The organism is Prevotella melaninogenica, from assembly GCF_003609775.1.
Taxonomy (GTDB): domain Bacteria; phylum Bacteroidota; class Bacteroidia; order Bacteroidales; family Bacteroidaceae; genus Prevotella; species Prevotella melaninogenica_A.
The window spans coordinates 740,524-754,849 of sequence record NZ_AP018049.1 but is presented as its reverse complement, the minus strand read 5'-3'; the positions used below and the strand labels follow the sequence as shown (position 1 = coordinate 754,849).

The 14,326-nt window shown below is 41.0% G+C and carries 13 protein-coding genes; 8 read left to right on the top strand and 5 right to left on the bottom strand.

The genetic code is table 11. The features are described from left to right. Window positions 1-5: 5 nt before the first annotated feature. The gene (locus PMEL_RS12190) at window positions 6-167 is read left to right on the top strand and encodes a hypothetical protein (protein ID WP_172586737.1); all 162 of its coding nucleotides are present in this window, start codon (window positions 6-8) and stop codon (window positions 165-167) included. A 378-nt stretch (window positions 168-545) separates the two neighbouring features. Here PMEL_RS12190 and PMEL_RS02985 read toward each other — a convergent pair whose 3' ends face one another. Continuing rightward, the gene (locus PMEL_RS02985; protein ID WP_120173906.1) at window positions 546-1,610 is read right to left on the bottom strand and encodes a hypothetical protein; all 1,065 of its coding nucleotides are present in this window, start codon (window positions 1,608-1,610) and stop codon (window positions 546-548) included. A 152-nt stretch (window positions 1,611-1,762) separates the two neighbouring features. On the opposite strand from PMEL_RS02985, the gene PMEL_RS02980 reads away from it, so the two are divergent. From PMEL_RS02980 to recA, 7 genes are all read left to right on the top strand, one after another. Further along, window positions 1,763-2,947, top strand: coding sequence for an ATP-binding protein (locus PMEL_RS02980; RefSeq protein WP_120173905.1), 1,185 nt, complete (start codon window positions 1,763-1,765; stop codon window positions 2,945-2,947). Window positions 2,948-2,992: 45 nt separating this feature from the next. Next, a complete protein-coding gene (nifJ, locus tag PMEL_RS02975; protein WP_120173904.1) occupies window positions 2,993-6,568 on the top strand; it encodes a pyruvate:ferredoxin (flavodoxin) oxidoreductase in 3,576 nt (1,191 codons plus the stop codon). A 494-nt stretch (window positions 6,569-7,062) separates the two neighbouring features. Continuing rightward, a complete protein-coding gene (locus PMEL_RS02970) occupies window positions 7,063-7,479 on the top strand; it encodes a DUF1648 domain-containing protein (protein WP_120173903.1) in 417 nt (138 codons plus the stop codon). A gap of 52 nt (window positions 7,480-7,531) precedes the next feature. Beyond that, window positions 7,532-8,152, top strand: a complete 621-nt coding sequence (locus PMEL_RS02965; protein ID WP_120173902.1) for a DUF6621 family protein — start codon at window positions 7,532-7,534, stop codon at window positions 8,150-8,152. Between the two features lie 104 nt (window positions 8,153-8,256). After that, window positions 8,257-9,495 (top strand): saccharopine dehydrogenase family protein, encoded by a 1,239-nt coding sequence (locus tag PMEL_RS02960; RefSeq protein ID WP_120173901.1) that lies wholly within the window; start codon window positions 8,257-8,259, stop codon window positions 9,493-9,495. Window positions 9,496-9,499: 4 nt separating this feature from the next. Continuing rightward, window positions 9,500-9,820: a TfoX/Sxy family protein gene (locus PMEL_RS02955; protein ID WP_120173900.1), complete on the top strand. Its 321-nt coding sequence runs from the start codon at window positions 9,500-9,502 to the stop codon at window positions 9,818-9,820. 32 nt (window positions 9,821-9,852) lie between these two features. Continuing rightward, window positions 9,853-10,878: a recombinase RecA gene (recA, locus tag PMEL_RS02950; protein WP_120173899.1), complete on the top strand. Its 1,026-nt coding sequence runs from the start codon at window positions 9,853-9,855 to the stop codon at window positions 10,876-10,878. Window positions 10,879-11,196: 318 nt separating this feature from the next. On the opposite strand, the gene PMEL_RS02945 is transcribed toward recA, so the two are convergent. From PMEL_RS02945 to PMEL_RS02930, 4 genes are read right to left on the bottom strand one after another with little or no spacing between them, the layout of a single operon-like run. Continuing rightward, window positions 11,197-11,556, bottom strand: a complete 360-nt coding sequence (locus PMEL_RS02945) for a GntR family transcriptional regulator (protein WP_013264829.1) — start codon at window positions 11,554-11,556, stop codon at window positions 11,197-11,199. A 27-nt stretch (window positions 11,557-11,583) separates the two neighbouring features. Continuing rightward, a complete protein-coding gene (locus tag PMEL_RS02940; protein ID WP_120173898.1) occupies window positions 11,584-12,372 on the bottom strand; it encodes a hypothetical protein in 789 nt (262 codons plus the stop codon). 20 nt (window positions 12,373-12,392) lie between these two features. Continuing rightward, complete coding sequence (locus PMEL_RS02935; RefSeq protein WP_120173897.1) at window positions 12,393-13,121, bottom strand: GIN domain-containing protein; 729 nt, start codon at window positions 13,119-13,121, stop codon at window positions 12,393-12,395. Window positions 13,122-13,140: 19 nt separating this feature from the next. Then, the gene (locus tag PMEL_RS02930; RefSeq protein WP_120173896.1) at window positions 13,141-13,962 is read right to left on the bottom strand and encodes an ATP-binding cassette domain-containing protein; all 822 of its coding nucleotides are present in this window, start codon (window positions 13,960-13,962) and stop codon (window positions 13,141-13,143) included. Window positions 13,963-14,326 lie beyond the last annotated feature (364 nt).

Genomic DNA, 14,326 nt, shown 5'->3' with positions numbered 1-14,326 from the left:
AAAACATGACAAGACATCAGCACATCGACTATCAGACTGGAGGTATCAAACCTTCTTCTTCATCGGCAGCACGCCGCCGTAAGGTATTAAACAAGGTAATGAAGATTGTAATGACATTCTTCGCCTTAGCAGTTGTAGGATTGGCTTATTGGTTGTATAACAACTAAGGCTATTAAACTCTTAACGAACTAAAGTACAATATTTCACATCTTATTCGGCTACATATAGCTGAATAAGAATGAGTTTGCGAGTAAATTACAAGCTTACAACGCTACGGAAATATTATTGTATAATACTACCGCTTGGTAAACATTTCTCACATTAGATTGTCATTAGTATATTACTATAAGTATGATTAATGACAGTCAAAAGCCTTTTATCCCCTTTATTAATAAAATTCTGTAGCCCAGCACATGTGGTGCTAAGGGTTAACACCACTCGTGCTAAGGGCAAACACCATTCGTGCTATAGATTAACACATTGCAAAACAAGAGTTAATTTCACCTCATATACCCTTGTTGTAAACAATTGTTTGATTGCAAACACTATCTATCCTTATGGACTATATGAAGGTAATAATGCGATCCATCATAATCTATTCGCATCATTCTGTCATGGAGTTCTTCCCAAGCAGACAAACCCAAGGCAACATGCCCCATTGTACGCCTTAGATTGATTTCCACAACTGGGTGAAGCATAAAGTCCTCGTCAGCAGCTACAATCATCATATCAACACCTAACGCACCAGTATAAACTCCTCTCAACTTTACAGTAAGCAACTGTTCTAAGGTTGATATCACCTTAATCAATAATTCATTCGATATATAGGTTGACAAAATTGATTGCTTCTCTTCCTCGTCAGCAAGACTATTACCGATATACGCTCCATTAACAGTATGAAAGACTGATAGGCCTGCATAGTGAACTCCTTCATTATCAGAATAAAATTCCACACCAAAGTCCTTCACCTTATTATAATAAGGTTCTATCATAATACCGCCTTGCGTCTTTATTACATTCTTAGCCCAATTAGCTAAAGCAGCATCCAAAACAGTATCAATATAGCGCACTCCTCGCCCACTACTACTCCAAGGAGCCTTAATAACAATCTTTCCTTTTTCTTTAAGAATATTTTCTAAATCAGAAAGGCTATCAACATAGAAAGCCTTACCCAGCAGTATTGGATGATTAAGACACCCCTGTAACTCCTTTAAAACATCAGAAGAAAACTGACGATTACTAAGTTTACGAATGTCAGCAAGCACCTCATCATCAGGTAGTACCGAACCACTAACACCCATCTGTTCCAACTGAAACTTAACAGAAGAGTCCCACCCCCACGGCAAGACTCTATCTATCTGTTCTGACAGACGTTCCACATCATTTCTATCTACAAATTGCACTTGCTTACCATAACGTTGAAGCCGGAGCGCATGCTGCTGAGCAGAGTTCACGTTTTCTACAAGCACAAAGTCGCCTTCCTCTGCCCAGAGGACTGGCAGATAATCTAAATCATGACGCAGCTGCCTACCTGCGTGTGGAGCTGTAAAGTATTTGTTATCATAAGCTAATGCTATATCATGTTCGGGGTTAAATACGTGTAATGTCATTGAATTCTTTTGTTAATGCTGTGCAAAGGTACATCAAAGCAAATGTAACACAAAATAAAAACAAAAAAATCATTTTTTGCTATCTATAGTTTGCAAATTAGAGAAAAAAACAGTAACTTTGCATTTGCATAACATTATATAACGAGAACAAGATGGACGCATTCTTTCGCACGCATACTTACTTGGTGGAGCATGTAAATGCCCCAGTGCGTCGTCGTCTCATGGATGAAATTAATTGGGACGACCGGCTCATCGGCATCAAGGGTACGCGAGGCGTAGGCAAAACGACCTTCCTCCTACAATATGCCAAAGAGCGTTATGGCTCTACTGATCGCCAATGCCTTTATGTAAACATGAATAACTTTTACTTCCAAGGCAGAGGTATAGCAGACTTCGCTGGCGAGTTTTATCGTCACGGAGGAAAAGTCTTGTTGATTGATCAAGTATTTAAACAGCCAGACTGGAGTCATGAGCTTCGTCAATGTTATGACAATTATCCAGAGTTGAAGATTGTCTTCACTGGTTCAAGCGTCATGAGACTGAAAGAAGAAAATCCCGAACTTAATGGCATTGTTAAGAGCTATAACCTTCGAGGCTTCTCTTTCCGTGAGTACTTGAACTTACAAACCAACCAACAGTTTGAGCCTTACACACTAAAGGATATCATAAACAACCATGAGGAGATTACAAGAGAGATCCTCTCAAAGGTAAGTCCGATGAAGTTCTTTGCGGACTATATTCATCACGGCTTTTACCCTTTCTTCTTAGAGCATCGCAACTTCTCAGAGAATCTACTGAAGACGATGAACATGATGACTGAGGTAGATATCCTTCTCATCAAGCAAATTGACTTGAAATATCTGACCAAGATTAAAAAGTTATTTTACCTTCTCGCCTTGGAAGGTCCTAAGGCTCCAAACATCAGCAACCTTGCTAAAGATATCAATACCAGCCGTGCTACGGTGATGAATTATATCAAGAATCTTGCTGACGCACGGCTTATCAACCTTGTTTATCCTGTTGGGCAGGAGTTTCCAAAGAAACCTGCAAAGGTTATGTTGCAAAACTCAAACTTGATATATGCCATCTATCCTATCCAACTTGATGAACAGCAGCTTATGGAGACATTCTTTGTAAATGCGTTACAAGAAGTATGCTCGGTAAATGAAGGTAATAAACAAGGTACATATATTATCAATCAAAAAGAAAAGTTTAAGGTATGTGATACTGGAAAGGCTAAAAAACGTTTTAGCAGTGACACAACCTATACTATATACAACACCGAAGTGGGTAAAGACAATCAAGTACCACTTTGGCTAATGGGTTTCCTTTATTAGGCAAGACCAAAAACATTATAAAATATTCATTTAATAAATTTCAAAATGGCTAAAGAAAAGAAGTTTATCACTTGTGATGGTAACGAGGCCGCTGCTCATGTGAGCTACATGTTCTCTGAGGTAGCAGCTATCTATCCTATCACTCCATCATCTCCAATGGCTGAGCACGTAGACGAGTGGTCAGCACGCGGACGTAAGAACCTTTGGGGTCAGACTGTAAGCGTTCAGGAGATGCAGTCAGAGGGTGGCGCAGCAGGTGCCGTACACGGTTCACTGCAGTCTGGTGCTCTCACAACAACCTTCACCGCATCACAGGGTCTTCTCTTGATGATTCCTAACATGTACAAGATCGCTGGTGAACTTTTGCCATGTGTATTCAACGTTTCAGCACGTACACTCGCAAGTCACGCTCTTTGTATCTTCGGTGACCACCAGGACGTAATGGCTTGCCGTCAGACAGGCTTCGCAATGTTCTGTTCAGGTTCTGTTCAGGAGGTTATGGACCTCTCTGCAGTTCCTCACCTTGCTACATTGAAGACATCAGTACCATTCATCAACTTCTTCGACGGTTTCCGTACATCACACGAGTATCATAAGATTGAGTGCATCGATGCAGAGGATATTCGCCCATTAGTTGACGAGGAGGATATCAAGCGTTTCCGTGACCGTGCTATGTCACCAGAGCGTCCAGTTGTACGTGGTACAGCTGAGAACCCTGAGACATTCTTCACACATCGTGAGGCATCTAATAGTGCATACGAGAATGTAGCAGAGGTTGTTGAGCACTATCTCGGCGAAGTATCAAAGATTACTGGTCGTGAGTATCATCTCTTCGATTACTATGGTGCTAAGGATGCAGAGAACATCATCATCTTGATGGGTTCAGCTACTGAGGCAGCTCGTGAAGCTATCGACTACTTGATGTCTCAGGGTAAGAAGGTTGGTATGGTTGCTGTACACCTTTATCGTCCATTCTCTGTTAAGCACTTGCTCGCTGCAGTTCCAAAGTCTGTTAAGCGCATCGCTGTTCTTGACCGTACTAAGGAGCCAGGTGCAGAGGGTGAGCCATTGTACCTCGATGTTAAGAGCGCATTCTACGATGTTGAGAACAAGCCATTGATCGTTGGTGGTCGTTATGGTCTCGGTTCTTCAGATACAACACCAGCTAAGATTATCGCTGTTTATGACAACCTCGAGTTGCCAGAGCCAAAGAACCACTTCACAGTAGGTATCGTTGATGACGTTACCTTCACTTCTCTCCCAGAGGTTGAGGAGATTCCATTGGGTGGTGAAAGTACTTACGAGGCTAAGTTCTACGGTCTTGGTGCTGACGGTACCGTTGGTGCTAACAAGAACTCAGTAAAGATTATCGGTGACAACACCAATAAGTACTGTCAGGCTTACTTCTCATACGACTCTAAGAAGTCTGGTGGTTTCACATGTTCTCACCTCCGTTTCGGTGATAATCCAATCCGTTCTACTTATCAGGTAAATACTCCAAACTTCGTGGCTTGTCACGTTCAGGCTTACTTGAACATGTACGACGTTACACGTGGTTTGCGTAAGAACGGTACATTCTTGTTGAACACAATCTTTGATGGTGAGGAGCTTGTACACTTCATTCCTAATAAGGTAAAGCGCTACTTCGCTAAGAACAATATCAGCGTTTACTATATCAACGCTACAAAGATTGCACAAGAGATTGGCCTCGGTAACCGTACCAATACTATCCTCCAGTCTGCATTCTTCCGTATTACAGAGGTTATTCCTCTCGACCTTGCAGTTGACCAGATGAAGAAGTTTATCGTTAAGAGTTACAGTAAGAAGGGTCAGGACGTTGTAGACAAGAACTTTGCTGCTGTTGACCGTGGTAACGAGTACAAGCAGTTGGCTGTTGATCCAGCTTGGGCTAACCTCTCTGATGACGATGCTAAAGCAGACGATGCACCAGCATTCGTTAAGGAGCTTGTTCGCCCAATGAATGCACAGGCAGGTGACCTCTTGAAGGTTTCTGACTTCGTTAATCATGGTACTGTTGACGGTACTTGGTCAGTAGGTACAGCAGCTTTCGACAAGCGCGGTGTTGCTACCTTCGTTCCAAAGTGGGATGCAGAGAACTGTATCCAGTGTAACAAGTGTTCATACGTTTGTCCTCACGCTTGTATCCGTCCATTCGTATTGGATGAGGCAGAGAAGGCTAACTTCAATGAGGAGACTCTCGACATCATCGCTCCAAAGCAGCTCAAGGGAATGCAGTTCCGCATTGAGGTATCAGTTCTCGACTGTACAGGTTGTAGCAACTGTGCTGATGTTTGTCCAGGTAAGAAGGGTAACAAGGCTCTCTCTATGACACAGTTCGTTGCTGGCGAGGAAGAGGCTAACCACCGTGCAGCTAACTGGGACTACCTCGTTAAGAACGTTAAGACTAAGCAGCATCTCGTTGATATCAAGTCTAACGCTAAGAACTCTCAGTTTGCTCAGCCATTATTCGAGTTCTCTGGTGCTTGTGCTGGTTGTGGTGAGACTCCATACGTTAAGCTCGTTTCACAGCTCTTCGGTGATCGTGAGATGATTGCAAACGCTACTGGTTGTTCTTCAATTTACTCAGCTTCAGTACCATCAACTCCTTACACAACTAACGAGGATGGTCATGGTCCTGCATTCAATAACTCACTGTTCGAGGACTTCTGTGAGTTTGGTATGGGTATGGCTATGGGTAACAAGAAGATGCGCGAGCGTATCGCTGTACTTCTTAACGAATCTATGGCTAACGACCATACACCTGCTGAGTTCAAGGAGGCTGCACAGGAGTGGCTCGACAACATGGAGGATGCTGATGCATCAAAGGTTGCTGCTGCTAAGTTGAAGCCATTGATCGCTGCTGGTGCAGAGAAGGGTTGCCCTGTATGCGCAGAACTGAAGACTCTCGACCACTATCTCGTTAAGCGTAGCCAGTGGATTATCGGTGGTGACGGTGCTTCATACGATATCGGTTATGGTGGTCTCGACCACGTTATCGCTTCTGGTGAGGACGTTAACATCTTGGTTCTCGATACTGAGGTTTACTCTAACACTGGTGGTCAGAGTTCTAAGGCTACTCCACTCGGTGCTATTGCTCAGTTCGCAGCTAAGGGTAAGCGTATCCGCAAGAAGGACCTCGGTTTGATGGCAACTACATACGGTTATGTTTACGTAGCTCAGATTGCTATGGGTGCTGACAATGCACAGACATTGAAGGCTATCCGTGAGGCTGAGGCATATCCTGGACCATCACTCATCATCGCTTACTCTCCATGTATCAACCATGGTTTGAAGGTGAAGGGTGGTATGGGTCGTAGCCAGGCTCAGGAAGCAAATGCTGTTGCTTGTGGTTACTGGCAGCTCTGGCGTTACAACCCACTGTTGGCTGAAGAGGGTAAGAACCCATTCTCACTCGATTCTAAGGAACCAGAATGGGATAAGTTCCAAGACTTCCTTCATAGTGAGGTTCGTTTCCTCTCTGTCCTCAAGGCTTATCCAAATGAGGGTGAGGAGCTCTTCAAGGCTTGTGAGGATATGGCTAAGCTCCGTTACAAGAGCTATGTTCGCAAGACTCAGGAAGACTGGAGCGAGGAGGCATAATCGCCTAACGTACAGATTAAAAAGATATAGTTAAAACACTATATAACATACGCAAAGAGGCTTCTTCATTATGGAGGAGCCTCTTTTTTTATACCTATTCGTGCAACTTACTAAACTTTATTATATATGTATTAGCGTCATACTCCCATCAAAACAACAACCTTAATACCTCTCTTTCAATATCATTAACCAATGTATCACTATCCAACACATGCCGTGCTAAGGCTTCGCACCAATGGTGTTAATGGTGAGCACCATTGGTGTGGAGTAATAAACACATTGGAATATACTACCGAAATAAATTCAACTTATTATTAAGAACAAGCTATACTACTAAAAACAATCTCAACCGATGTGCTTAGGGCCCTGGTTTTCAGAAGCAAATACAATATTGTGGCTTATATAATAAAAAGTGTATTTGCTTTGTATTTTACAAAATAAATTGTATTTTTGTCATAAGAACTGACTCTTCTAACATCAACAACAATCATAATATGAAAAGTAAAATTCTATCATTAGCCATTATCATTGCAATTACAATAATTGCATTATATTGTGTTCTGAGTGGACCTGAGACTATTATCCTACATTGGAACATTGGTGGAGAAGCAGAAAGCTATGGTTCTAAGTATCTTATACTGACACTCCCAGTTATTTCATTAATCATATTCTTGCTGATTGTCAACCAAGAAAAGCATCCATACGACACAAGTCTTATGAGCGAAAAATCTCGAAAGAACAGGAATCCTAAAGCTCTTCGTGATATAATGCCAATCCTATTGTTGGCTATATTGTATATTACAGTATGTTCTGTCAAATTAATTATCATGTCATCAATAGTACCATTCTCTCTTATTATTATTGCTATAATTCTATTTATCTATAAATCACGCAAGTCAATAAAGCAATAAAAACGACCTTATTTATTTTGCATTTCGCTTGATTTAATGTATCTTTGTAGCTATGAATGCACAAGAAGCACAGAACATTAAATGGAGTGAGAACATCATCATTGTGGATGGTGATTACATAGACCATGTCGCTTTCGACCTCATTGTCAACTTTGAGCGAATGTTGAACCGTCGTATTCCCGCTGCTGATTTCAGTCAGTGGGCTGTTAACATTGCCCTTGATGGACGTTTGAAGCCTGGAAATCACGAGACACAAGTGGTGCTTTTACATGATAAAAAGAATCCAAAACTTGAGAATTTTGCTCCAGCGGATTATGTGAAAGAACTGAATGGGCAGGCATTCAAGGACCCACAGCTTGGCGAATTCATTATCAATTCTATTGTTACAAGCGATGAAGTAGCTGAAAAAAACAACGTTCTTCTCGACCTTCTAAAAACGGTTCTTAGTCATGAAGAGATTAAGCGTATTATGCTTGTACCAAATGCTGAGGACAGCCATTTAATGAGTACACTTCGTTCTACCCTTCGCGATGCAGATGATGAATTAAAGCATATTACATTGTTTGCAATGCAACCACTCGAAGGAGGTAACTTCAAACAGCAGATTTTAGGTTATTCGCTCCTTAACGCAATGGGTATTTCCTCATCAGAGATTGAACAAAAGATTAAGTAAAAAATAAAATAATAATAATAAACAAGGATTCCCAACATAACATTCTTTTACTCTCTTCTTCGGAGAGAGAAATAGGAATAAATGATAGGGAATTGAATTGAACTATGGGAAAAGTTTTAATGATTGGCGCAGGTGGCGTAGCTACTGTAGCCGCTTTTAAGATTGTCCAGAATCAGGACGTGTTTACAGAGTTCATGATTGCCAGCCGTCGTAAGGAGAAATGTGACGAACTGGTTAAGGCAATTCATGATAAGGGCTACAAGGCTGACATCAAGACTGCACAAGTTGATGCAGACGATGTTGAGCAGTTGAAGGCACTCTTCAACTCATTCAAGCCAGAGCTGGTTATCAATCTTGCACTCCCTTATCAGGACCTCACTATCATGGATGCCTGCTTAGCTTGCGGTTGCAACTATCTTGACACCGCAAACTATGAGCCAAAAGATGAGGCACACTTCGAGTACAGTTGGCAGTGGGCTTATAAAGATAAGTTCGAGCAGGCTGGCTTGACAGCAATCCTCGGCTGTGGTTTCGACCCTGGAGTGTCACAGGCTTATACCGCATACGCAGCAAAGCATCACTTTGATGAGATTCATTATCTTGATATTGTTGACTGTAATGCAGGTAACCACCACAAGGCGTTTGCAACTAACTTCAACCCAGAAATCAATATCCGTGAGATTACCCAGAAGGGTCTTTATTACGAGAATGGCAAATGGATTGAGACTGACCCATTGGTAGTACATCAGGACATAACCTATCCAAATATCGGACCTCGTGACTCATACTTGATGCACCACGAAGAGTTGGAGTCATTGGTTAAGAACTATCCTACGATTAAGCGTGCACGTTTCTGGATGACCTTTGGTCAGCAGTACCTCACTTACCTCGATTGTATCCAGAATCTTGGTATGAGCCGTATCGACGAGATTGAGTATGAAGCACCATTGGCAGACGGTTCTGGTAAGACAGTGAAGGTTAATATTGTACCTTTACAGTTCTTGAAGGCTGTGTTGCCTAACCCACAGGACCTCGGTGAGAACTATGATGGTGAGACTTCTATCGGCTGCCGTATTCGTGGTATCAAGGATGGTAAGGAGCAGACTTATTACATCTATAATAACTGCAAGCATCAAGATGCTTACAACGAAACAGGTATGCAGGGAGTGAGCTATACTACTGGCGTACCGGCAATGGCTGGTGCAATGATGTTCTTCAAGGGACTTTGGAGAAAACCAGGTGTATGGAATGTGGAAGACTTCGACCCAGATCCATTCTTGGAGGTACTCAATAAGCAGGGCTTACCTTGGCATGAAGAGTTTGGTGGTGATTTAGAACTATAAGAAGATGGCTTGCTCTTTAGACTTTATTGAATTTGTCAGTAGTCAGATAGCTGCTGCAGGGACTGTGAGATGTAGGAAGATGTTTGGTGAATACATGGTTTATGTTGACGAAAAGCCTGTTATCATAGTCTGTGACAATATTCCTTATGTCAAAGAACACGAGGCAATTAAATCAATGATGTTATCTGCCGAACGTGGATTCCCTTATGAAGGAGCTAAGGAACACTATGTGTTAGATGTTTCAAGATCTGATTTTGCTGTCAAGGTCGTTAAGATCTTGGCAGAGGTATTGCCTTATCCAAAGAGTAGAAAGAAGAATAAATAATGTTTTATCAATCAAAAACAAGATAATAGTATATGGCAAAAGAAGATACAGGTACGACATCGTCAGCTGAAGGAAAACTGAAAGCCTTGCAGGCAGCAATGTCTAAGATAGAAAAAGACTTTGGTAAAGGGTCCATCATGCGTATGGGCGACGAACAAATAGAACAGGTGGAGGTTATCCCGACAGGTAGTGTTGCACTTGACACTGCACTCGGAGTGGGTGGTTATCCACGTGGTAGAATCATTGAGATTTATGGTCCAGAAAGTTCTGGTAAGACTACATTGGCCATTCACGCTATTGCAGAGGCACAGAAGCAGGGCGGTATTGCAGCCTTCATTGATGCTGAGCACGCCTTCGATCGTTTCTATGCAGAGAAATTAGGTGTGGATGTTGATAATCTTTGGGTTTCACAGCCAGACAATGGTGAGCAGGCTTTAGAGATTGCCGACCAGCTGATTCGCTCTTCTGCTATTGACATCCTCGTTGTCGACTCAGTTGCAGCATTGACTCCAAAGAAAGAGATTGAGGGCGATATGGGCGACTCTGCCGTAGGTCTGCAAGCACGACTGATGAGTCAGGCATTGCGTAAACTCACCTCAACCATCTCAAAGACCAATACATGCTGTATCTTCATCAACCAGCTACGTGAGAAGATTGGTGTGATGTTTGGTAACCCTGAGACAACGACTGGTGGTAACGCGCTGAAGTTCTATAGCTCTGTACGCCTTGACATCCGCCGTGTTACATCTATCAAGGATGGCGATCAGGTTATCGGTAATCAGGTTCGTGTGAAGATTGTAAAGAACAAGGTTGCTCCTCCTTTCCGCAAGGCAGAGTTTGAGATTACCTTTGGTGAGGGTATTTCAAAGATTGGCGAGATTGTTGACTTGGGTGTTCAGTATGGTATTATCCAGAAGAGTGGTAGCTGGTTTAGCTACAATGGAACCAAACTCGCACAGGGACGTGATGCAACTAAGACTATGATCAAGGATAATCCAGAACTTGCAGAAGAGTTGGAGGGCTTGATTAAAAATGCTATCATTGAGCAGACGAAGTAATAAGCACAAACCTATGGTAACTTGAATGTAACTCTTTCATACAAGTACATTTCTGATACCATAGGTTTTTATCTCTATTATATGTTTAAGAATAGTTTACTGTCATTTTAACATTTGCTTATAACAGACTTATAATCAATTTCTTAACGTTTAATTCTGCATGACAGGAATGACAGCAAACACAAAATCTTAAACCTATATATCCGTAAGTGTTGATAAAGTGAGGGATGCACTTCAGCCTGTGCATCCCTCAGTTTTATTATCAGATCATGATAGAGAGAGAACCCTCTTACTTATTATCCATTTAGAAAGAGGCTGTCATTGTTGCGCTTTTTCCCACTCTTTCTCTATATCTTCTATTGTTATTCCTAATAGTTTCATCTCACGAAAGACAGAGGGAAGAGACTGTGTAAGGAATGTTTTACGCCGAGCTATTATAATTTGCTCACGTGCACCAGCTGAAACGAAGTAGCCAAGTCCACGCCGATTGTATATAATCTCCTCACGAGAAAGTAGCTCATAGGCCTTCACTGCAGTGTTCGTATTCACCTGCAGCATAACCGCATACTCCCGGACAGACGGTATTCGGTCGTCAGCTTTATAGGTTCCAGCTATGATCTCATCGCAAAGGCGGTCAGCCATTTGCTCATAGATAGCCTTATTATTTTCAAAATTCATAAGCCTTAATATTTAATCAGCTCTTTACTAAAAGTTTCTCCATCGGTTATTAATAACCTGCAGATGCGTGAAAATCTTGTAGGAAGACCAGAACATCAATAGGCTTACTCCAATCGAGATAAGAGAAGCATAAGGATTCTCTATAAAAACAATCTCATAGTCTGTATTTTCGTAAAGGTACAACTTTAAGTAGATAAAACCTATAAAAGAAAGAATAATCACTACAAAATAAATAACTATCGACTTCAGCCAAGCTAACTTGCGGAAGAGTAAACCTCCAAAGATAGCAATTGAATAGTTCGAAAGTGTCGACAAAGCCTTGGTCCATAGGGGTGAGTCTGCACTTACATACGTATCAGCATCAAAGTAGGCTACCACCATAGACATCCTTTCTCCGTGTGCAATAATCATTGAAATCAACTGCTGTAATCCGTCTGCAACAATAAAAGATGCACAAATAGCTAATGGATAAATCACTGCAACCAATAGTACACGGGCAACAAATTTCTCAAGATTAGTAGCTGGTAGCATCAATTCATTGATACGTTGCTGACGTCCTTCAAGGTCTTGAATAAAAAATGTACCTAACATGAAGAAGACAACTGGAGAAAAACCCCTAAGAGGTACGAGGTCAATGACGAGTTGCCTGTAACTAATATCATCCATCGTCTTTCCAGAAAACATAGGTATAGTGAACATTGCAAGAGCTAAGAATATAATAAGAAAAGTAATAAAGATTACATTTATCTTGCGCTGGCACATAACCAAGAGTCTGCTCATTACATTACCGAAACGGTCTAAATCAAACTTTGTCATAATTTATGTCCTCCTTGATTCTATTTTATTCTTGTTGTTTTATCTTTAATAACGGCTCCCTTCTTTGTAACCATGGTCAAAGGTAAGCGCGTTGTTCCCGTAGTATTGATCTTTGGTTCACCCTTCGCAGAGATAATTGCCGTATCAGTTCGATAGAAATTTACACCTAAGCCTATATCGCCATAGGTATCAAAGATTACCTTTTTAGCAGTTAGGCTTTTAACATCAACAGCCCCAAAACCCACCATAGAGACTTCCAACTGATTGATATTCATCTTATTTATCTTCAGATTACCACCTAAAGGAGCATCAATGCTGAGCTTATCAAGTTTAAAAGAATCTGAAAGAATAACAGTAGCAGAATTGTTCCAACTTAGCTTTGAGAGTGTTGGCGTAGTGATATAAATATCAATACTTTGCGTTACCATATCTGAAGGTCTCACATTAAAAAAACCTATGTGGCGAATCAGGTTTTTCATGTCAATTACCAGTCTATTCTGTGGATTGACAAAACTTAATACATCAAGTCGCTTCTCCTCCCCTTTAAACTTTAAGCTGTACTTCTTACCTTGTGATATATAAACAGTAGCAGCTCCACGGATGTCTATCGTGTCAAACGAATCAACAGAGGCCTCCTCTGTCACCATCTTTCCGTAGTCAATTTTTCGGATGTAGCAAGAACTTAAAGCAAGTAAGCAAGCTACAGAGATTAGGCTGATATTAATGATTTTTGCAAATGTTGTCTTCATAATTCTCTTCCTCCTCGTTTTATTTAAGTTTACCTGTTGTTGCTGCATTGAACAACAATTCAAGATTGATAGTAGTCTCATTGTCACCCGTCTGACGTCGTGCAATCACGTTGTTGCCTTGAATGGATGGCTCTGCATAGAGTACGCTGTCATCCATCTCGTTAGGTTGACGAATACCGAAGGTGTAATCATTTGTTATATCCTCAGTTGATGCGTTCACAATCACTTGTGAATTGTCAAGGATGATGATATGATCAAGCAGCTGCTCAACGTCGTGTACCTGATGGGTAGAGATAATCAGCGATGAATCTTCTGCCATATTGCCTGCCACAACCTTACGGAAGAGAGCCTTTGATGGAATATCAAGACCATTAGTTGGCTCATCCATCAGAAGAAGGCGACAACCAGTAGCAAGTGCAAAACTCATATACACCTTCTTTTTCTGTCCCATAGAGAGTTGCTTAAAGTCAATATCAACGGACATCTCAAAGTCTGTCAAGCACTTCTCAAGAACCTCCTCACTGAATCGAGGATAGAAGTCTTCATGAATCTTTGCATACTTACTGAGTGACATGTTAGGCAAGTCATACTCCTCAGGTACAATATACAGTTCCTCTAACATTTCTGGATAACGGCATGAAGCGGTGTAACCATCAACGATAACACTACCCTTCTTAGGTTTCAGAAGTCCAGCTATAAGGTATAGCAGCGTACTCTTTCCCATACCATTCTTTCCTAAGAGACCGTAAATTCGGTTCTCATTGAGTTGTAGATTCAGCCCCTCAAACACGTTGTGCTTGCTTTTAGGATAGCTGAAAGTCAGTTCATTTACTTGAATCATAAGGCTTTTCTTTTTAATAGATTGTTTTCTTTGATTGCATTTTTTATTCTCATTTTTTTTAACCTAAGTGTACTACTATAATAGTACACTGCAAAAGTAAGATTAAAAATCAATACTTGCAAGTATTTTAGTAAAAAAGTGATGAAAAGATAATCATTTTCTTATGACTAACCTCAACTTAACAATCATATTCTATAGGTTTTCTACGAAAAAAGATAACCATATATAAATAAGGTATAAATAGAATAGAGTAACAACTATAAAACATATTTTGTAATATTTTTTCATTGCTTCATTTTCAATTCATGCTCAGCAGCGTTTGAATTAAGCCTTAATTGGCTTTCAAAAGATGCCCTTTTGAGGT

Bases quoted from the DNA above. Each gene is read 5' to 3' on its own strand.
- PMEL_RS12190 (WP_172586737.1), top strand. From the start codon at position 6: ATGACAAGACATCAGCACATCGACTATCAGACTGGAGGTATCAAACCT.
- PMEL_RS02985 (WP_120173906.1), bottom strand. From the start codon at position 1,610: ATGACATTACACGTATTTAACCCCGAACATGATATAGCATTAGCTTAT.
- PMEL_RS02980 (WP_120173905.1), top strand. From the start codon at position 1,763: ATGGACGCATTCTTTCGCACGCATACTTACTTGGTGGAGCATGTAAAT.
- nifJ (WP_120173904.1), top strand. From the start codon at position 2,993: ATGGCTAAAGAAAAGAAGTTTATCACTTGTGATGGTAACGAGGCCGCT.
- PMEL_RS02970 (WP_120173903.1), top strand. From the start codon at position 7,063: ATGAAAAGTAAAATTCTATCATTAGCCATTATCATTGCAATTACAATA.
- PMEL_RS02965 (WP_120173902.1), top strand. From the start codon at position 7,532: ATGAATGCACAAGAAGCACAGAACATTAAATGGAGTGAGAACATCATC.
- PMEL_RS02960 (WP_120173901.1), top strand. From the start codon at position 8,257: ATGGGAAAAGTTTTAATGATTGGCGCAGGTGGCGTAGCTACTGTAGCC.
- PMEL_RS02955 (WP_120173900.1), top strand. From the start codon at position 9,500: ATGGCTTGCTCTTTAGACTTTATTGAATTTGTCAGTAGTCAGATAGCT.
- recA (WP_120173899.1), top strand. From the start codon at position 9,853: ATGGCAAAAGAAGATACAGGTACGACATCGTCAGCTGAAGGAAAACTG.
- PMEL_RS02945 (WP_013264829.1), bottom strand. From the start codon at position 11,556: ATGAATTTTGAAAATAATAAGGCTATCTATGAGCAAATGGCTGACCGC.
- PMEL_RS02940 (WP_120173898.1), bottom strand. From the start codon at position 12,372: ATGACAAAGTTTGATTTAGACCGTTTCGGTAATGTAATGAGCAGACTC.
- PMEL_RS02935 (WP_120173897.1), bottom strand. From the start codon at position 13,121: ATGAAGACAACATTTGCAAAAATCATTAATATCAGCCTAATCTCTGTA.
- PMEL_RS02930 (WP_120173896.1), bottom strand. From the start codon at position 13,962: ATGATTCAAGTAAATGAACTGACTTTCAGCTATCCTAAAAGCAAGCAC.